Origin of the sequence: Streptomyces sp. NPDC052496, assembly GCF_040679095.1 — a bacterium.
Lineage (GTDB): Bacteria > Actinomycetota > Actinomycetes > Streptomycetales > Streptomycetaceae > Streptomyces.
The window spans coordinates 77,550-95,348 of the sequence record NZ_JBFAUH010000028.1; the positions used below are offsets into that span (position 1 = coordinate 77,550).

Sequence of the window (17,799 nt, forward strand, 5' to 3'; positions counted from 1 at the left end):
TTCGGTGTTGGTAGCACCGGCCGGGGCTGTTTTGGTGAGGGCAAGCACTGCGCCTGCTGCGGTGACGGTAAAGCCTGGCGACGTTCCGTCGCAACCTGGTCGCGCAACGTCACGTGCACTGGTATGCGCGGGGGTTGGGAGGGCGGGCGGGTTGTCCCAACCCACCCGTTCCTTGGATAAGGGGCTCGACGTCCGCCCCCCGGCGCTCGGGGCTCAAGCTCCGGCAGCAGCGAAGGGGATGAAGGCCGCCCACGCGCGGGAGGAGACGATGAGCTGGGGCCCGGTCACGTCCTTGGAGTCGCGAATGCGGACAGCATCCGACTGGATGGCTATCTCCACGCATGCGTCGGCGTCGGAGCCGCTGTAGCTGGACTTCCTCCACACGCCCGAAGTGCTCATAGATCCGCCGCAACCTTTCGGATGTATGCGTCGCTGTCCTCGACCCCCAGCGCTTGCATACGAATCATGCCGTACAGGTGGGCCAGTTCACTCACATCACCCGGCTCCGATTGCAACGTACTGGCGCCCTGCGCCATGGAGTATGCGTACGTCTGGTGTTCGGCGGTTTCGAGCAACACGACCGGCCCGCTGAGCGCCTGGTAGGGCGCGCGACCGGTCGGCAGAACCTGGATCGACACGTTGCGCAGTCTCTGCCGCTCCAGCAGTCGATCGAGTTGCCGCTTCATCACCTCGGCACCTCCCACCATCGTGCGCATCGCAGCCTCGTAAATGACGAAGCTGAACAGCGCGGTCGGCTCGGCCTCCAGCTTTTCCTGACGTTCGAGTCGAAACGCGACGCGCGCTTCCACCAAGTCGTCTTCCACGGGCGGGAACCCGTGGCTCATCAGCTCGCGCGCGTACTCCTCGGTCTGGAGCAAGCCCGGAATCAGGAGGCACTCGAACCAGTGCAATGTGATCGCGTCTTTTTCGAGAGCCATGAACTCGGTGCTGCGCTCATGACATTTCTCCGGGTTCAGGTACTTGTGCGCCGACTCCAGCATCCCGTGAGCCCGGCACATCTGGTCCGCGACCTGAAGCATCCGCAGCGTCGGCCTACGCCGGCCCTGCTCCATGGACTTGACGTACTCGGCGTCGTAATTCGCTTCCTCGGCGAGGTCCTCCCGGGAAAGCCCCACACGGGCGCGCCACAGCTTGAGCTGATCCCCGCAATACCGCCACGTCGCGGGCAGTTGGGCCGGCTCTTTCGTCATCGTGCCCCCTAATCGTCGGCACGACCGGTACAGGCCGGTGCGTACCCTCGTCGCGGCTGCCGACCGTACGCCCGCGTCGACATGCTCGGGGGCGTGAACGACGGAAATTCCCCCCTTCAGAATGAATGGTGGTTGCCGCGCCACCCCCGTAGCGCGCGGCGGGCACGTAAGTACCTCCGTGAACTCGCGGAGGTGTGGCGGTTGCAGGCCGAGGCCACCGATACCGCCGTACTCATCCTCAGCGAACTGACGGCCAACGCCTGTGTCCACGCGCGGGCCCCACGCGGGCGCTACGTACGCGTGCGGTGCCTGCTGTTCGCGGGGCGGCTGCGGGTGGAGGTGGCGGACGCCGGTTCCGCGATGCCCGAGCCCCGGGTGGCGGGGGTCGAGGACGAGGGCGGGCGCGGGCTCGCGCTGGTGACGGCGCTCGCGGACGAGTGGGGGGCGTACCCCCGCCCGTACGGGATCGGGAAGATCGTGTGGTTCGAGCTGAAGCTGGCGACCACACATTCTTGAACGATCGGTCAAGTACGGCGTAGGGTGCTCCGCATGGGCAGAACCAAGGAGTTCGACCCGGGTGCCACGCTCCAGGCCGCTCTGGAGCTGTTCTGGCGCAAGGGGTACGAAGCCACGTCGATGCAGGACCTCGTCGAGCACCTCGGGATCAACCGGGGCAGCATCTACGCGACGTACGGCAGCAAGCACGAGCTGTACCTGCGCGCACTGGACCGGTACTGCGAGAACGAAGGCGTGGCGGCGCTGGAACGGCTGAACCAGCCGGGGCCGGCGCTGCCCGCCGTACGGGCGTTCCTGCGGGCGTTCGCCGAGGAGTCGCTGGCGGACCGGGACCGCAAGGGGTGCCTGGTGACGAACACCGCCGTCGAGCTACTGCCGCAGGACACGCAGGCGGAGCGGCGTGTCGAGACGGCCCTCCACGAGGTGGAATCGGCCATCGCCGGCGCCCTGATCAGGGCGAAGGCGCAGGGCGAGCTGGAGGAAGGGGCGGATGTGCGGGCGCAGGCCCGTTTTCTGGTCACCTTCATCCAGGGCCTGCGGGTCATCGGCAAGACCGGCGACGAGCGGCGGATCAATGACGCGGTCGAGCAGGCGATGACCGTACTGCGCTGACGCGTTCGCCGGCCGCCCCGCCCCGCGCGGGGTTCCGCACGCCCATTTTCTGGACGCCCATTTTTTGGACGCCCATTTTTTGGAACGATCGGTTAGGAAAAGAGGGGGATCATGCGCGTACCACGCGCCGTGTACGTCCTGGCCCTGGGCATCTTCGCCATGGTGACCAGTGAGTTCGTCCTCGCTGGGCTGATGCCGCAGATGGCGGCAGGGTTGGGGGCCACCGTGCCGCAGATCGGGTATCTGATCACCGCGTTCGCGGTGGCCATGTCCGTCGGCGGGCCGTTCCTGACGGTGGGCGTGATGCGGCTGCGCCAGAAGCGGGCCCTGGCGGTGCTGTTCGGGGTGTTCCTGGTGGGCAACGTGCTGGCGGCCGTCGCATCGGACTACGGGACGATGCTGGTCGCGCGGATCATCACCGGCATCGCGTCACAGGCCTTCTTCGGGGTGGCGCTCTCCGTGTGCGCCCAGCTCACTCCCCCGGAGGCGCGCGGCCGCGCCATCGCCGTAGCCATGAACGGGCTGATGCTCGGCACGCTGCTCGGCCTGCCGATGTCCACGCTGATCGGCGAACACCTGGGCTGGCGGGCCGCGTTCTGGGCGATCGCGGCCCTCACGGTGGGCGCGGCGGTGTGCACGGCCTTCGGCGTACCGAGGCTGGAGCGCGCCGACGCGGGCGGCGGCCTACGGCAGGAACTGGGCGCGTTCCGCAGTCCCCGGCTGTGGCTGGCACTGTCGACCAGCACCTTGATCATCGGGGCGACATTCTCCGTCTTCAGCTACTTCAACCCGATCCTGACCGAGGTCACCGGCTTCGGGACGGGCACCGTGCCGCTGCTGCTCGTGGCGTACGGGGCGGCCACCGTCGTTGGGAACACCGTCGTCGGGCGGCTCGCCGACCGGCACACCGTCGCCGTACTGTTCTGCGGCCTGGTGCTGAACCTGGGGTTCCTCACCGGGTTCGCGCTGCTCGCCCATGTTCCGGTGCCCGCTGTGGTGTTCATGATGGGGATCGGGCTGGTCGGGGTCACCATGAACCCGGCGATGGTCACCCGCGTCCAGCGCGCCGGGAACGCGCGGGCGCTGGTGAACACCGTGCACTCGTCGTTCATCACGCTGGGCGTGATCGTGGGGTCACTGGTCGGCGGAATGGTCATCAGCGCGTACGGGCTGCGGGCGCCGATCTGGCTGGGGGCCGGGCTGGCGGCGCTCGGCATCGTCTCGCTCGTACCGGAGCTCGGGTGGCGGAGACAGCGCCGCCGTACCAGCCTTGCCGTCGCGGGCGGCGCGGGCGTCGCGGGTGCGGGCACAGGTGCCGGTACGAGCGCACCGGCACCCGGGGCCGCCTGCGTCACACCAACCGCCGGGCCGTAGCCCAGCGGGTCAGCTCGTGGCGGTTGGAGAGCTGGAGCTTGCGCAGTACGGCCGAGACGTGCGACTCGACCGTCTTCACGGAGATGAACAGCTGCTTGGCGATCTCCTTGTACGCATAGCCGCGGGCGATCAGGCGCAGCACCTCGCGTTCGCGCTGGGTGAGGCGGTCCAGGTCCTCGTCCACCGGCGGGGCGTCCGTGGAGGCGAAAGCGTCCAGCACGAAGCCGGCCAGGCGCGGGGAGAAGACCGCGTCACCGTCGGAGACGCGGAAGATGGCGTCGACCAGGTCCGTACCGGTGATGGTCTTGGTGACGTAGCCGCGGGCGCCGCCGCGGATGACGCCGATGACGTCCTCGGCGGCGTCGGAGACGGACAGGGCGAGGAAGCGCACGGGACGTTCGGGGTCGGCCATGAGGGGAGCGGAGCGGCGCAGCACCTCGACGCCGCCGCCGCCCGGCAGGTGCACGTCCAGCAGGACGACCTCGGGGCGGGTGGCGGTGATCACCGTGACCGCCTGGTCGACGTCGGCGGCCTCACCGACCACCTCCACGCCGGTCTCGTCGGTACGGCCGATCTCGGCCTGGACGCCCGTACGGAACATGCGGTGGTCGTCGACGAGGACGACCCGTACCGTGCGGGCCGGGCCACCGGTCCGGTCACCGGCCTGGTCACCCTGTGCGGCGTCGCTGCTCATCTCGTCCGTCCGTCCCTCGATCTCGTTGAACCTGATCCTGAGCCTGATCCTGAGCCCGGCTCCGGCTCCGGCTCCGGCTCCGGCTCCGATTCTGACTGTGGCTCTGGTTCTGGTTCTGGCTCTGGCGTCATTGTCATCATCCGTCATCCGGCAGGCGTTCCGCCTCCAGTTCGACCACCGTCCCGCCGTCGGGCGCGGAGCGCAGCCGGGCCGTGCCGCCGTTGCGCTGCATGCGGCCGATGATGGATTCCCGTACGCCCATCCGGTCGCCGGGGACCGCGTCCAGGTCGAAGCCGGGGCCCCGGTCACGTACGGAGATGAAGACCGTACGGCCCTCCACCTCGGCGTACACCTGCACGGCACCGCCCTCGCCACCGTACTTGGCGGCATTGACCATCGCCTCGCGCGCGGCCTGCAACTGCGCGCTCAGCCGTTCGTCCAGCGGGCAGTCACCGACCACCACCACCTCGATCGGCACGCCGTGGTGGTCCTCCACCTCGGCCGCCGACTTGCGCACCGCCTCGGCGAGTGTGTCCGGCTCCTGCTCCTCGTCCTTGCCGCGGCCCTCCGGTTTGTAGAGCCAGACACGCAGTTCGCGCTCCTGGGCGCGGGCGAGACGGGCCACTTCCCGCGCGTCCTCCGCGTTGCGCTGGATCAGGGTGAGGGTGTGCAGGACGGAGTCGTGGACATGCGCGGCGACTTCGGCGCGTTCCTGAGCGCGGATACGCATCAGGCGCTCCTCGGACAGGTCCTGCGTCATCCGTACCAGGTAGGGGCCCGCGAGCAGCGCGATGCCGACCAGGACGGCAAGGGCGGCCTGGAGCACCGAACCGAGATTGCGCACCGAGCCCTGGAGGACCACGATGCCGGTCACCCCGAAGCCGACCAGCACCACACCGGCCGCGCCCCGCACGACCGGCAGCAGGCCCTTGCGGCGGCCCATCTCCAGCCACTGCGCGCGCCGCGCGTTGTCCGCCTGCCGCCAGACCAGCGCGACACCCGCTCCTATCAGCAGGACCGGCCACAGATACGCGTTGGCCCGGCCCAGCTCGAACCGCGACGCGACGACGGCCGCGCCGGCGAGCAGCGTGAGCAGCGCGAACATCTGCCCCTTGTCGGCCTTCCGGCCACCGGCCGCGCGCCCCTTGCGGAACCAGGGCAGGCGGCCGGGAGCGGTGGCGGCCGGGTCGACGCGCGTCGCGTTCGCACGCGTCGCGTCCACGCCGCCGACGCCCAGCGGCACGATGAACCAGAAGGCCGCGTACATCAGCGCGCCCATGCCCTCGGCCATGAACAGCGCGATGAACACGACCCGTACCCAGGAAACCGGCAGCCCCAGGTGCCCGGCCAGGCCGCGCGCGACACCGCCGAGCAGCCGCCCGTCCGCGCTGCGGTACAGCTTGCGCAGGGGCGGGTCGTCGGGGTCGGGCGCCGTGGCGTAGCTCGCCTCGGGCCGGGTCGGCACGGTGGTCATGGCACCGATCGTCACACGCGGGGCGGGTGCGGGGCATCAGGGTCGACCCTGAGGACCCCCTAGGCTTGCTGTCACCTTTAGTTGTAACGGAGAGTAACGAAAGTGGCAGGGCCGAGCAGGAAGGTCAGACCGGCCAGACAGGTCAGGCCGGTCAGGCCGGTCAGGCCGGTCAGGCCGGTCAGGCCGGTACCAGGAGAAGTGACAGTCCGCCCCGTACCCGGTGTGTCCCCGAGGCCACCGTCCCGCTACTGCTGGCGCTCCTCAGGCAGTACGAGGCCGGCCAGGACGGCGTCGAATACCTTCTTGTACCGGTCCCACTCGGCGTACGGCGCGGACAGGTAGACCGCGTACTCCTTCTCGCCGGGCCGGCCGAACCCCAGGTCGATGGCGCGGAAGTCGCGTCTGCTGCCCGTCCACTTCCACTCCCACAGCGCCGCCGGACGCCCGCGGAAGACCGTGTCCTGCATCCGCAGCTGCTGGTACCCGGGGAACTTGCCCTCGTTGATGGAGTTGCGCTCGTTGTCCTTCCAGTGCCGCAGCGGATCCACGCTCGCGAAGTCGAGCACCTCGATCCGCAGGCCGACGAGCTGGTTCGGGTTGAGGTAGGTGGAGCCGTTGCCGTTCGCCTGCCGCTGGCGGGTCCAGCCGTCCGGCAGGGGGAAGGAGACGTCGGCCGCCGGGTCCGTGACGCGGTGGTACCCGGCGGGGACCGGCCGCGGGGTGGGCTTGGCGCTGGGCTTGGTCTTCGACGCGGACGGCGACGGCGCCTCGGTCTGCGGGCCGGCGCCGTCGGACGCCTGCGCGTTCCCGCCGCCCGGAATGATCCCGAGGGCGTACAGGGTGCCGCCCGCGACCGCCAGTACGGCGACCAGGGCGACGGCGCTCAGCGCGATCCTGCGGCCGCGCTTGCCGCGCTTCTTCCCGGAGGAGGGGGAGGCGGGGACGGCCGCGCCGCCCATCGCGGCCATGCTGCCGGTGACGGCCGTACCGTCTGCGGGTCCGGCCCCTGGTGGGGCCATGTTGCCGGTGACGGCGGTACCGCTGGTGGCAGCCGTACTGCCGGTGACGGCGGTACCGCCGGTGGCAGCCGTACCGCCCATGGCGGCCATGTTGCCGGTGACGGCCGTACCACCGGTGGCCGGAGGCGCCAAGTGGTACGAGCCGGACGGGGAAGGGGGGCGGGTGTCCGAGCGGGGGTCCGCAGGGGAATCCGGTACCGGGGTCGTCATGCCGCCCGTCGGCGCGATGCCACCGTCCCCGGCGGTGTCCCGCTCGCCTGCCGAATCCGGACCACCCGAACCACCCGGACCGCCCAAACCACCGGGACCACCCGAACCACCGGGACCACCCGAACGACCCGGACTGCCCGAACCACCCGGACCGCCCGAAGCCCCCGGGGCGCTCCGCGCGCCGTAAACGCCCGGCGCTCCCGGCGCGTTCAGCCACGTGGTGTCCGTGTACGCGGCCGGTGCGCGCAGCGCCTTCTCCACGGCATCGGCCGAGGGCCGGTCCGTGGGCTCCTTCGCCAGCAGGGCCTCGATCAGCCCGGTCAGCGGACCGGCGTTGCGCGGCGGCTCCAGCGGGTCCACGGCGATGGAGTACGCCGTCTCGACCGCCGTGAGCTTGCGGAACGGGGGCCGGCCCTCCAGCGCCTGGTAGAGCGTGGCGCCCAGCGCCCACAGGTCGGCGGCCGGTCCCGGCGTACCGCCGCGGACCCGTTCGGGCGCGAGGTAGTCGATGGAGCCGACCAGCTCGCCGGTCTTGGTGAGGGTGGACGTGCCGGTGGCGACCGCGATGCCGAAGTCCGTGAGGACGACCCGGCCGTCCTCGCCGAGCAGGACGTTGCCGGGCTTCACGTCGCGGTGCAGGACACCGGCGGAGTGCGCGGCCCGCAGCGCGGTGATCATGCCGCGGCCGATCCGGGCCGCCTCGCCCGGCGGCACCGAGCTGTTCGAGAGGGTCGCCTCCTTGATGACGTCGCCGAGCGTCACCGAAGGCACGTACTCCATGACGATGCAGGGCAGACCGGCGTCATCGACGACATCGTGGACACTGACCACATTGGGGTGGTTGATCCGGGCGGCGGCCTGCGCCTCGCGGCGGGTGCGCTCGTTGCGGCGGGCCAGTTCGTCGGCGTCCAGCTCCGGGGAGACGTGCAGCCGCTTGACCGCCACCTGCCGGCCGAGCAGTTCGTCGTGGGCCCGCCAGACGGTCCCCATACCGCCCCGGCCTATCTCCTCCACCAGGCGGTACCGCCCGGCGACCAGCCGCCCGTCGTCCACCGCCGCCTCCGTCACCGCGCCGCGCCCCTTCGGTTCCCCCCGTACACGTGTCCGGCGCAACGATAGTCGCCCGGCGGCCTGCGCCAGAGGGGCGGGGCGCGATCATCGGACACGTGTACGGAATCCGTCGCTCAGCCGGCCGCCGAATCGATCTTCGCGCGCCGGCTGCCGCCGTCGGAGAGGAACGCCGCCACCGCCTCCCCCTCCCCGGTGACCGCGGTGCGCTCGTCCCGGGTGAAGCGGCGCAGCGGAGCGACCGTCACGGTGCCGTCCTCGGTGGTCGTCCAGGTCGCGGCGACCCGGCCGTCCACCAGGACGACGCGGGCACCGGCGACGGACAGGCCGCGGTGGGCGTCGTCGATGATCCGGCCACGGTCCTGGTAACCGAGGATCGCGTTGTCGAACGCGGGCAGGAACCGCACCGGGGCGGGCGTGTCGGGGTCGGGGCGCGGCGCGCCGGGCAGGTCCAGGAGCTCCCGGCCGCGCTCGTCCCGGAAGGTGACCAGTTCCTCGCGTACGGCGGCGACCGCGCGCGGCAGCCCGGCGAGGCCGCACCAGGCGCGCAGGTCGGCGGAGGCGGCGGGGCCGAAGGCGGCCAGGTAGCGGCGGACCAGGGACTGGCCTACGGGGTCGGTGCCGTCGCCCGTCGGGGCGGAGATGTCGCGGCCCAGCCAGGAGGCGAGCGGAACGTTCCGTACGCCTGCCTTCGTACGCCACAGGCCGCGCGGCGGCAGCTGCACCATCGGGATGAGCGCGGCGACCAGCATCTCCCCCAGCGGCCGCGTCCCCGCCTCGGGCCAGCGTCCGGCGACGGCCCGGGCCAGCTCGGGCATCGAACGGGGCTCGCCGTCGGCCATGACCGCGCGGCCCGCGGCGGCCAGTGCGTCGAGGTCCACGCCTTCGAGTTCGCGGCGGTAGGTACCGAGGACGCGCTGGCGGAGCATCGCGTCGTGGCGGCCGCGCCAGGCCAGGGCGTCGGCGGCGGTGACGAGGTGGACGGTGCGGCGCATGAGGTGGGTGCGTACGACGTGCCGTCCGGTCAGCAGGTCCGAGAGCTGCGCGGGGACGAACGCGGACAGCCGTGACCACAGGCCGATGAACGGTTCCTGCGGCTCCTGCGCCTGGAGGCCGCACAGGTGCGCCACCGCGTCCAGCGCGGACAGGTCCGCGCGGTCGAGGAGCAACTGCCGGGCGAGGGTGGCGCGGTTGAGCGCCCGGGTGGTGAGAACGGTCATCTGCTTCCTTGAGGTGTCGGCCGTTGCTTCCTTGAGGTGTCGGCCGTGGTGGCGGGCCCGGTGGGGGGCCGTGGTCGCGGGCCCGGTGTGGGGGCCGTGGTGGCGGGCCCGGTGTGGGGGGGCCGTGGTGGCGGGCCCTACGTTGCCGGAGATAGAGGACAAGTTGTGTCCTCTACGGGCGGCAGGATGGCAGGCATGCAGAAGACATCGGCGCGACTGCTGTCCTTGCTCTCCTTGCTCCAGGCACGCCGGGACTGGCCGGGGGCGCTGCTGGCCGAACGGCTGGACGTCAGCCCGCGCACCGTACGCCGCGACGTGGACCGCCTGCGCGAACTCGGCTACCCGATCGCCTCGACCAAAGGGCCCGACGGCGGCTACCGGCTCGACGCCGGGTCGGAACTGCCCCCGCTGCTGTTCGACGACGAACAGGCCGTCGCCCTCGCCGTCGCCCTCCGGATCGCCACCGCCAACGGCGCCGGCGTCGAGGACGCCGCGGCGCGGGCCCTGCACACCGTGCGGCAGGTGATGCCCGCACGGCTGCGGCGCCGGATCGACTCCCTCCAGGTCACCACCGTCGAACGGCCGGTCGCCCGGCCGAATCCGCCGGTCGGCAGCGGCGTGCTGATGGCACTCGGCGCGGCCGTCCACGCGCGCGAGGTGCTGCGCTTCGACTACGTATACGCACCGGTGTCGCCGCCGGGCGGATCGGGGGCCGTGCCAGGCGGATCGGGGGCCGTGCCGGGCGGATCAGGAACCGCGCTGAACGGATCAGGAACCGCGCCGGACGGATCAGGAACCGCGCCGGACGGGTTAGCGACCGTCCCGGAGGCGGCCGGGCCCGTGCCGCCGCGCCGGGTGGAGCCGCATCACCTCGTGACCTGGAAGGGCCGCTGGTACCTCGTCGCCTGGGACCTCGACCGCGCGGACTGGCGTACGTTCCGGGCGGACCGGATCGCGCCGCGCACCCCTGCCGGGCCGCGGTTCACCCCGCGCGAGGTGCCCGGAGGGGATGTCGGCGCCTTCGTCCTGAGCAAGTTCCAGGGTTCCGACGGGGTGGGCGGGTGGCCCTGCCAGGGAGAGGCGATCCTCGCGATGCCCGCGGATGCCGTGGCCCGGTACACCTGTGACGGCGTGGTGGAGGAGGTCGGTCCGGACCGCTGCCGGCTCGTACTGGGGTCCTGGTCGTGGCCCGCGCTGGCCGCCGCGCTCGGCAGGTTCGACGTGGACATGGAGATCGTGGGGCCGGACGAGCTGAAGGCGGCGTGCGCGCGCCTGGCCCGGCGCTACGCCGATGCCGCGGCAGGCGCGTCCGGTCACCGGACGTGAGTGTGTTGTGTTCCGGGGGCGGGTTCCCCGGTACACCAGGGCGATCTCAGGGACCAACCAGGGTTCCCACGGATGCCGCCTGCCGGTCCCGCTTGCCACCATGGGCGCATGAACGATGCTGCGCCCGCCGAGGAGACGCCGGGCCCTACGGGAGCCGCGCCCCGTTCCGCAGGAGCCTCGCCCGGTTCCGCAGGAGCCGCATCCGGTTCCGCAGGAGCCGCGCCCGGCACTCCCGGAGCCACCGGCGGCCCCACCGGCCCCACTGGCCCCACCGGCGGCCCCATCGGCACCCCGCCGCCCGGTGCCGCGCCGGGCCGCCCGGCTCCGCAGGCTCTGCTGCGCCGCAGCCGACGGCACAAGGTGATCGCGGGCGTGTGCGGGGGGCTCGGCCGGCACTGGGGGCTGGACCCGGTGATCTTCCGGATCGTGCTGGCCGTGCTGGCGGCCTCCGGCGGCATCGGCCTCATCGCGTACGGCTTCGCCTGGCTGCTGATCCCGCAGGACGGTGACGACGAGAACGAGGGCCGCAAGCTGCTCTCGGGCCGGGTCGAGGGCACGGCGCTGACCGCGCTGCTGTTCGCGCTGGTGGGCTGCGGTTTCTTCCTGACCTCGCTCGCCAACCGCGGTGTGCTGACCTTCACCCTCATGCTCGCGCTGGCGGTGGGCGGTTCGGCGTACTGGTCGCGGCAGCGCCGCGCGGCGGGGACGGACGGGACCGGCGCCACCGACCCGGCCGCCGCGCAGGCCGTCGTGGACGCAGCACCGCCCGAGACGACGGCGCCGCCCACACGGAACACCCCGTCCTGGTGGCGGGATCCGCTCTCCAAGGAAGGGACGGCCGGCATGGGCTACCTCTGGGGACCGAGCGACACTCCGTACGGGCACGAGCAGGCGTACCCCGCACACGGGACGGCCGGTGCGGCGGAGTGGAAGTCCGGCGCGAGCGCGTGGGCCGGGGCGCCTGGAGAGCCGCGGACCGGCACGCCGGCCAGGCGCCGGCGGGGGGGCCGGCCGATCGGCGGCTGGACGTTCCTGCTGGCGCTGGTCGCGGGCCTGGGGGCGGGCGCGGTCGCCAGGGCCGAGTATCCGCTCAACACCGCCTTGGTCGCCGGGTTCTCCGCCGCGCTCGTCGTGTTCGGCCTCGGGCTCGTCCTGAGCGCGTGGTTCGGACGGACCGGCGGCGGCACGGTCTTCATGGTCGTCCTGACGTCCGTGCTGCTGGCGGGCGCCGCGGTGCTGCCGGACGACATCGACGCCGACTGGCGCAACCGCGTCTGGCTCCCGATGGACACCGCCTCCGTACAGCCGAGTTACGAACTCGGCGCCGGGCGGGGCGAGCTGGACCTGAGCAACGTACCGTTCAAGAACGGGCAGACCGTACGGACCAGCGCCACCGTCGGCGCCGGACAGCTCAGCGTCACCGTGCCCGACGGCGTCACCACACGGCTGCACGTCGACGTGGGCCTCGGCGACGTGCGGCTGCCGGGCGAGACGCCGGAGGACTTCCACCTCGCGGCCGACCAGGACCAGACCATCACCCTGCCCGCGACGGGCCTGAAGAAGGGCGAGAAGCCGCACGGCACGCTGGACCTCGACCTCAAGGTGGGCGCGGGGCAGGTGGCGGTGGAGCGGGCCGCACCGCAGACGGGAGCAGAGCAGTGAAGCGTCACGCGTTCGAGCCCGCCCGGCTCCTCACCGGCCTGACCGCGCTGGGCGTGGGCGGCGCCTACGTGGGCGAGGCAGCCAGGGCCTGGGAACTCCCCGGCGCGCTGCCGGTACTGGCCGTACCGGCGGGCCTGTGCCTGTCCGGGATCACGGCGGCCGTCTGGTCGGCGGTACGGCGTCGGCGTTCGTCACCGGGACAGTCGTCACCGAGACAGCCGTCACCGGGACAGCCGTGACCGGGACAGCCGTGACCGGGAGCCCGGGTCGAGGCTGGGGCCTCAGGGGCACCAGGGGAGGCGGAGGGCTTCGACGTCCTGCTGTGGCCGCTCACCCTCACCCGAACAACTGCCGCCCCTGCCTGCTGCGTCGCGCCGCCAGGGCCGCGTCCAGGGACAGCATCGGAGCCCCGGCCAGTACCAGCGGCAGCCACGCCATCAGGTAGGCGAGGTCGTTGCCGTAGTAGTACGGCTGGGTCGACCAGCTCATGGTGAGCCACAGGCTCAGCGAGATCAGCGCGCCGCCGAGCGCGGCGACCCGCGTGAACAGGCCGGCGAGCGTGCCGAGGCCGACGGCCAGCTCCCCCGCGGCGATGGCGTAGCCGAAGCCCGCCGGGTTCTTCAGAGCCAGGTCCACCAGCGCGGGCACGGCCGAGGTGTCCCGTACCTGCCGCATCAGTTCGCCGACCGAGCCGGTGCCGGTGGAGGTGAGGAAGGCGGAGTCGGTCAGCTTGTCCAGGCCCGCGTAGACGAAGGTCACGCCGAGGAAGATCCGCAGCGGCAGCAGTGCGTACCGCGCCATCGTCGCGCGCGGCCCGCCTCCCCTGCCCGCACCGGCCCCGCCCAGGCCGCTGCCGACCGCACGATCCGCGTGAGACATGGCGTCCCGCCTCTCCGTCGCCGCCCGACGCGGACGGTGGGGTGTCCGCGGCCGGGTGTTCCACCAGGGGTACGGGCGCGCGCGTACCCGGCGTTCAGTCCTCGCGCGGGCGTCGGGCCTGGACGACGGTCAGTCCCGTACGTCGGCCAGTCCCGTACGACGATCGATCCCGTACGTCGGTCAGTCCCGTACGACGATCGGTCCCATACGACGACCAGTCCCGTACGTCAGTCCCGTCCGTCAGTCAGTCCCGTACGACGGCCAGTCCCGTCCGTCACTCAGTCCCATCCGTCGACCGGCCCCGCACGTCAGTCAGTCCTGTACGTCGATCGTGTAAGCGTTGGTCTCCACGCCCGCCGCCGTGACGACCCGGACCTCCACCCGGCCCGGTTCGACGTCCGCCGGGACGGGCACGGTCAGTACGCCGTCCGTCGGGTTGCCGAAGCCGCCGGCGACCGGCACCAGCGGTACGTGCGCGTGCACCGTCCCGATCCGTACGACCGTACGGGCCAGCGCGTCCGCGCCCTGTGCGCCCGGTGGTACGAAGCCGGTGCCGCGGATCTCGATGTCGTCGCCGGTGCGGATGGGCGCGGCCAGGTCACCCGGTTCCCGGGCCCGGACGACCGACAGGACGACCGGACGCCCGCCTTCCGCGTACTTGCCCGCCAGGTACATGACCGAGCCGACCACCACGACGGCGACGAACGCCCACGGCAGGTCCGGCAGCCGGGACGGGTCGCGGGCCAGCCGGACCAGGGCGAAGGACAGGGCGGCCACGTTCAGCAGCAGGAACTGGGTGTCGGTGAGGCTGCCGCGCCCCGCGTCGTCCGTGAGCAGGTCGGCGGCGCGCGGGCGTTCCGCGCGTACCTTCTGCAGGCGGCGGCCCTGGATGCGTACGGCGACGACCCGGCGGACCAGGACGGCGACCGCGCAGATGACCGTCAGTACGGTCAGCAGCCCGGCGCCGCGCGGCAGTTCGAGGCCGTCCACGAGCACCTGGCGGGCGTCCGCGTCCGTCACCACGGCCAGGTGGACGGCCTGCACGAGGACGGCGTACGCCACCAGCAGCAGCCAGCCGGCCGCCACCGTGCGCGAGGTCGAGAGCCGGTTGTCCTCGCCGATCAGGGGCGCCAGCAGGCCGCCGCGCGCCCGGTGGCGCCACCCCGCGCCGGTCAGGGCGAGCGCCACGACCGTCGCCGCCACCAGCCCCGCCGTACGCGGTGCCGTCCAGCCCGTACCGATCGCGGTGAGCGCCTGTACGAGCACCAGCACGCCGATGCCGGTCCACAGCACCAGCAGCGTGCGCCGCCACACCGCGTCCAGCCAGGCCGTGCCCTCGGCGGCGGCGCGCTCGGCGACCGTACGGGCCGACAGCGCCAGTTCGTCCGAGACCCACTGCCGCGCCGCGCCCGCCGAGTGGGCCAGCGCGGCCGGTACGCCACGGCCCGCGGCGTACTCTTCGCGCAGCGCCACGAACGCGGCGACCGCCCTGCGGTGCCCCTCGCGGGCGCCGCGCGGGCACTGGCCGCAGGTGCAGTCACCGCCGTCGCCGCCGCCGTAACCGCCCGCTCCGGACCCCGGGCTGCCGGGTACCCCGGCCGCCGCGTAATCCTCAGCTCCTCCGGGCGATCCGGACGCCCCCGTCGTCCCGCCCGCCGTCTCCACCGACACGTCCGCTCCGCCCCAGCCACCAGTCGTCGCCAACTTCACCGTACTGCGAGGGAATTGTGCCGTAAGTGGGGAGGGCGAAAAGCCGGGCGGGCGGCTTTACGGGCGGTGACGGGGGATGTGGGGCGGTGACGGGCGGCCCGGCTTGTTGACGCCGGGCCGTACGGGGCGGCGGAGCCGGTCGGCCCGGCAGGTGCCGTTCAGCCCAGCAGGTCCGGTTCGCTGCGGATGATCTGCTGGTACAGCGGCTGGTAGTTGATCCACGCCACCAGGTCGTTGCCGAGCTGTTCCCGTGTGTGCACGGCGTTCTCGTGGTCGATCAGTACGGGCTTGCCGGCGGCCCGCGCGGTCAGCTGCACCTGGCAGGAACGTTCCATCGTGATGAACCACCAGGCCGCCGCGTCGACCGAGTCCCCCACCGTCAACAGGCCGTGGTTGCGCAGGATCACGGCCTTGTGCGGCCCGAGCGCGAGCGCGATCCGCCGCCCCTCCTCCTCGTCCACCACGACGCCCGTGTAATCGTCGAACAGGGCATGGTCCTCGTAGAACGCGCACACGTCCTGGGTGATCGGGTCCAGCAGCTCGCCGAGCGTGGACAGGGCACGGCCGTACACCGAGTGGCTGTGCGCGGCGGCGACGACGTCCGGGCGGGCCCGGTGGACCTGCGCGTGGATCGCGAACGCCGCCTGGTTGACGTGGTGGCGGCCCTCGACGACCTTGCCCTCGTGGTTGACCAGGATCAGGTCGCCGACCGTGATGTGCTTGAACGACATGCCGAACGGATTCACCCAGAAGCAGTCGGTGAACTCCGGGTCGCGGGCGGTGATGTGGCCCGCCACCCCCTCCTCGAACCCGAACCGGCCGAAGAGCCGCAGCGCCGCCGCGAGGCGCTCCTTGCGGTGGCGGCGCTCCTCCTCGACGGTCGCGTGCTGGGGCGGCAGGGCGAAGTGCAGCTGGTCGGTGGGGACCGGGGCGGGCGGGGGGTTGGGCGCGGGTGGGGTGTCCGGCATGGGCGCGGTGTTCGGCGCGGGCGGGGTGTTCGGCATGGGCGCGGTGTTCGGCGCGGGCGGGGTGTTCGGCATGGGCGGGATATTCGGCGCGGGCGGGGTGTTCGGCGTGGGGTCGGGCATGGCGGCTTCCTCCTTACGCACGTACGGCTCGCAGCGGAAGCTACCTGCCGGTAGCGGGGGTGAACAGGGGTACGGCGCCATCCTCGCCGACGCACGCCCGCCGCGGTGCCCCAGGCGGCCGCGGCGGACGGGCAGGACAGCTCCCGGCCCGGCGCCGAAAATCACTACGGAAGCGGCGCCCGGGCCATTACCGTGCCCCCATGGCTGCCACGACCGGTACTCCCCTGAGCTACGACCGCTACTGCGCCGAGATCGTCCGCCAGGCCGACCTGCTGCGGGACACCGTCAAGGGCACGGATCCGGCGGCCACCGTGCCGTCCTGCCCCGGCTGGGACCTCGGCCAGCTCATCCGGCACGTCAACGGCGCGCACCGCTGGGTCGAGACGATCGTCGGCACCCGCTCGACGGAGCCCGTCTCCGACGAACTGGTCAACGAGACGCCGAAGCTCGCCGGTGAGGACCCGGCAGCCCTGGACGCCCTGCTCGCCGAGGGCGCCACCCGGCTGTCGGACACCCTGCGCGCCGCCGGACCCGACGTCCCCGTATGGACCGTCGCCCCCGGTGGGACGCCCGTCTTCTGGGCCCGCCGCATGACGCACGAAACCGCCCTCCACCGGGCCGACGCCGCGCTGGCAGCCGGCCGGGAGTACGTCCTGGACGCGGACGTGGCGCGCGACGCGCTCGACGAGTGGATGGGGTTCCACGCGGTCGAGGAGATCGCCGAGGAGCAGCCCGGCGCGCCCGTCCTGCTCGGGCCCGGCCGCACGCTGCACTTCCACGCCACGGACACGGAAGCGGAGTGGTTCGTGGACCTCACCGGCGAGGCCCCCGTCTGGCGCCCCACCCACGAGAAGGCCGCGGTCGCCGTCCGCGGCACCGTCACCGACCTGGTGCTCTTCCTGTACGGACGGCCCGCCGTCGCGGACGGCGTGGAGACGATCGGGGACCGGCAGCTGCTCGACGTGTGGCTGGAGCGGACGCGGTTCTGGCTCCAGTGAGCCGAGTGGCCCCGGGCACGCCGGCCGTGGCCGGTGCCGGACGCCGCGCGTTACGCTGACGACGACGTAAGCGGAACGGCGTTCCATGGGCGGAGGAGGACCGTGAGCAAGGGCACGCAGCAGCAGACCGGCGCGGGCAGCACGGACGAGCGCCCCGGCAAGCGCGTGCGCGCCGATGCCCAGCGCAGCACCGACGCCCTGCTCACCGCGGCCGCGGAAGTCTTCGCCACCGCCGGGGTCGACGCCCCCGTACGGCAGATCACCGCCAAGGCGGGCGTGGGCGCCGGCACCCTCTACCGCCACTTCCCGCAGCGCGCGGACCTGATCGCCGCGGTCTTCCGCCACGAGGTCGATGCCTGCGCCGACGCCGCGCCCGCCCTCATGGAGCGGTACGAACCGGTCGACGCGCTCGCCCGCTGGCTCCAGCGCTTCGCCGCCTTCATCGCCACGAAGCGCGGCCTCAGCAGCGCGCTGCACTCGGGCGACCCGGCCTTCGACAGCCTGCCCGCCTACTTCCAGCAGCGCTTCGTGCCCGTCCTCAGCACCCTCCTCGACACCGCGGCGAGCGCCGGGCACCTCCGCTCCGACCTGGAACTGGACCCCGAAGACCTGCTGCGCGCCGTGGCCAACCTGACCCAGCCCGCCGAGGAGAACGGCAACAGCCCCGCTCAGAGCATGGTCACCCTCCTCGTCGACGGGCTCCGCTACGGGGCGGAGCCGCGATAGCCCGCTCCTCCA

At 72.6% G+C, this 17,799-nt stretch carries 17 protein-coding genes; 8 read left to right on the plus strand and 9 right to left on the minus strand.

Annotation, left to right across the window (positions count from 1 at the left end; genetic code table 11):
• Positions 1-213 precede the first annotated feature (213 nt).
• On the minus strand, positions 214-399 hold the full coding sequence (locus AB0L45_RS31455) for a DUF397 domain-containing protein (RefSeq protein ID WP_365845976.1): 186 nt from the start codon (positions 397-399) through the stop codon (positions 214-216).
• Complete coding sequence (locus AB0L45_RS31460) at positions 396-1,211, minus strand: helix-turn-helix transcriptional regulator (RefSeq protein WP_365845978.1); 816 nt, start codon at positions 1,209-1,211, stop codon at positions 396-398. The genes AB0L45_RS31455 and AB0L45_RS31460 overlap by 4 nt, the downstream gene beginning before the upstream one ends.
• 81 nt (positions 1,212-1,292) lie before the next feature.
• On the opposite strand from AB0L45_RS31460, the gene AB0L45_RS31465 reads away from it, so the two are divergent.
• The 3 genes from AB0L45_RS31465 to AB0L45_RS31475 all read left to right on the plus strand — a co-directional run bounded on the left by AB0L45_RS31465 (position 1,293) and on the right by AB0L45_RS31475 (position 3,713).
• Positions 1,293-1,727 (plus strand): ATP-binding protein, encoded by a 435-nt coding sequence (locus tag AB0L45_RS31465; RefSeq protein WP_365845980.1) that lies wholly within the window; start codon positions 1,293-1,295, stop codon positions 1,725-1,727.
• Between the two features lie 33 nt (positions 1,728-1,760).
• Complete coding sequence (locus AB0L45_RS31470) at positions 1,761-2,339, plus strand: TetR/AcrR family transcriptional regulator (protein ID WP_365845982.1); 579 nt, start codon at positions 1,761-1,763, stop codon at positions 2,337-2,339.
• Positions 2,340-2,450: 111 nt separating this feature from the next.
• On the plus strand, positions 2,451-3,713 hold the full coding sequence (locus AB0L45_RS31475) for an MFS transporter (RefSeq protein ID WP_365845984.1): 1,263 nt from the start codon (positions 2,451-2,453) through the stop codon (positions 3,711-3,713).
• Here the strand turns inward: AB0L45_RS31475 and AB0L45_RS31480 are convergent.
• The 4 genes from AB0L45_RS31480 to AB0L45_RS31495 form a co-directional block, all read right to left on the minus strand.
• Positions 3,691-4,407 (minus strand): response regulator transcription factor, encoded by a 717-nt coding sequence (locus AB0L45_RS31480; protein ID WP_365845986.1) that lies wholly within the window; start codon positions 4,405-4,407, stop codon positions 3,691-3,693. The two genes, AB0L45_RS31475 and AB0L45_RS31480, sit on opposite strands and share 23 nt — an antisense overlap.
• Before the next feature lie 136 nt (positions 4,408-4,543).
• Positions 4,544-5,881, minus strand: a complete 1,338-nt coding sequence (locus AB0L45_RS31485) for a PspC domain-containing protein (protein WP_365845988.1) — start codon at positions 5,879-5,881, stop codon at positions 4,544-4,546.
• A gap of 245 nt (positions 5,882-6,126) precedes the next feature.
• Entirely contained in the window at positions 6,127-8,178 is a 2,052-nt protein-coding gene (locus AB0L45_RS31490; RefSeq protein WP_365845990.1) for a protein kinase, read from the minus strand.
• Positions 8,179-8,294: 116 nt separating this feature from the next.
• Entirely contained in the window at positions 8,295-9,398 is a 1,104-nt protein-coding gene (locus AB0L45_RS31495) for a winged helix DNA-binding domain-containing protein (protein ID WP_365845992.1), read from the minus strand.
• A gap of 195 nt (positions 9,399-9,593) precedes the next feature.
• On the opposite strand from AB0L45_RS31495, the gene AB0L45_RS31500 reads away from it, so the two are divergent.
• From AB0L45_RS31500 to AB0L45_RS31510, 3 genes are all read left to right on the plus strand, one after another.
• Positions 9,594-10,724, plus strand: a complete 1,131-nt coding sequence (locus AB0L45_RS31500; protein WP_365845994.1) for a WYL domain-containing protein — start codon at positions 9,594-9,596, stop codon at positions 10,722-10,724.
• Positions 10,725-10,832: 108 nt separating this feature from the next.
• Entirely contained in the window at positions 10,833-12,386 is a 1,554-nt protein-coding gene (locus tag AB0L45_RS31505; RefSeq protein ID WP_365845996.1) for a PspC domain-containing protein, read from the plus strand.
• Entirely contained in the window at positions 12,383-12,625 is a 243-nt protein-coding gene (locus tag AB0L45_RS31510; protein WP_365845998.1) for a hypothetical protein, read from the plus strand. Before AB0L45_RS31505 ends, AB0L45_RS31510 begins: the two co-directional genes overlap by 4 nt.
• Before the next feature lie 97 nt (positions 12,626-12,722).
• On the opposite strand, the gene AB0L45_RS31515 is transcribed toward AB0L45_RS31510, so the two are convergent.
• The 3 genes from AB0L45_RS31515 to AB0L45_RS31525 all read right to left on the minus strand — a co-directional run bounded on the left by AB0L45_RS31515 (position 12,723) and on the right by AB0L45_RS31525 (position 15,943).
• Entirely contained in the window at positions 12,723-13,187 is a 465-nt protein-coding gene (locus tag AB0L45_RS31515) for a DoxX family protein (RefSeq protein ID WP_365846055.1), read from the minus strand.
• Positions 13,188-13,577: 390 nt separating this feature from the next.
• A complete protein-coding gene (locus AB0L45_RS31520) occupies positions 13,578-14,936 on the minus strand; it encodes a hypothetical protein (protein ID WP_365846000.1) in 1,359 nt (452 codons plus the stop codon).
• Positions 14,937-15,133: 197 nt separating this feature from the next.
• Positions 15,134-15,943 carry a class II aldolase/adducin family protein gene (locus tag AB0L45_RS31525; RefSeq protein WP_365846057.1) on the minus strand — a complete coding sequence of 270 codons (810 nt, stop codon included), beginning with the start codon at positions 15,941-15,943 and terminating at the stop codon, positions 15,134-15,136.
• 320 nt (positions 15,944-16,263) lie between these two features.
• On the opposite strand from AB0L45_RS31525, the gene AB0L45_RS31530 reads away from it, so the two are divergent.
• A complete protein-coding gene (locus AB0L45_RS31530; RefSeq protein ID WP_365846002.1) occupies positions 16,264-17,061 on the plus strand; it encodes a maleylpyruvate isomerase family mycothiol-dependent enzyme in 798 nt (265 codons plus the stop codon).
• 102 nt (positions 17,062-17,163) lie between these two features.
• Positions 17,164-17,787 (plus strand): helix-turn-helix domain-containing protein, encoded by a 624-nt coding sequence (locus AB0L45_RS31535; RefSeq protein ID WP_365846004.1) that lies wholly within the window; start codon positions 17,164-17,166, stop codon positions 17,785-17,787.
• Positions 17,788-17,799: the final 12 nt, after the last annotated feature.

Bases quoted from the DNA above. Each gene is read 5' to 3' on its own strand.
- AB0L45_RS31455 (WP_365845976.1), bottom strand. From the start codon at position 399: ATGAGCACTTCGGGCGTGTGGAGGAAGTCCAGCTACAGCGGCTCCGAC.
- AB0L45_RS31460 (WP_365845978.1), bottom strand. From the start codon at position 1,211: ATGACGAAAGAGCCGGCCCAACTGCCCGCGACGTGGCGGTATTGCGGG.
- AB0L45_RS31465 (WP_365845980.1), top strand. From the start codon at position 1,293: ATGCTCGGGGGCGTGAACGACGGAAATTCCCCCCTTCAGAATGAATGG.
- AB0L45_RS31470 (WP_365845982.1), top strand. From the start codon at position 1,761: ATGGGCAGAACCAAGGAGTTCGACCCGGGTGCCACGCTCCAGGCCGCT.
- AB0L45_RS31475 (WP_365845984.1), top strand. From the start codon at position 2,451: ATGCGCGTACCACGCGCCGTGTACGTCCTGGCCCTGGGCATCTTCGCC.
- AB0L45_RS31480 (WP_365845986.1), bottom strand. From the start codon at position 4,407: ATGAGCAGCGACGCCGCACAGGGTGACCAGGCCGGTGACCGGACCGGT.
- AB0L45_RS31485 (WP_365845988.1), bottom strand. From the start codon at position 5,881: ATGACCACCGTGCCGACCCGGCCCGAGGCGAGCTACGCCACGGCGCCC.
- AB0L45_RS31495 (WP_365845992.1), bottom strand. From the start codon at position 9,398: ATGACCGTTCTCACCACCCGGGCGCTCAACCGCGCCACCCTCGCCCGG.
- AB0L45_RS31500 (WP_365845994.1), top strand. From the start codon at position 9,594: ATGCAGAAGACATCGGCGCGACTGCTGTCCTTGCTCTCCTTGCTCCAG.
- AB0L45_RS31505 (WP_365845996.1), top strand. From the start codon at position 10,833: ATGAACGATGCTGCGCCCGCCGAGGAGACGCCGGGCCCTACGGGAGCC.
- AB0L45_RS31515 (WP_365846055.1), bottom strand. From the start codon at position 13,187: ATGGCGCGGTACGCACTGCTGCCGCTGCGGATCTTCCTCGGCGTGACC.
- AB0L45_RS31525 (WP_365846057.1), bottom strand. From the start codon at position 15,943: ATGCCGGACACCCCACCCGCGCCCAACCCCCCGCCCGCCCCGGTCCCC.
- AB0L45_RS31530 (WP_365846002.1), top strand. From the start codon at position 16,264: ATGGCTGCCACGACCGGTACTCCCCTGAGCTACGACCGCTACTGCGCC.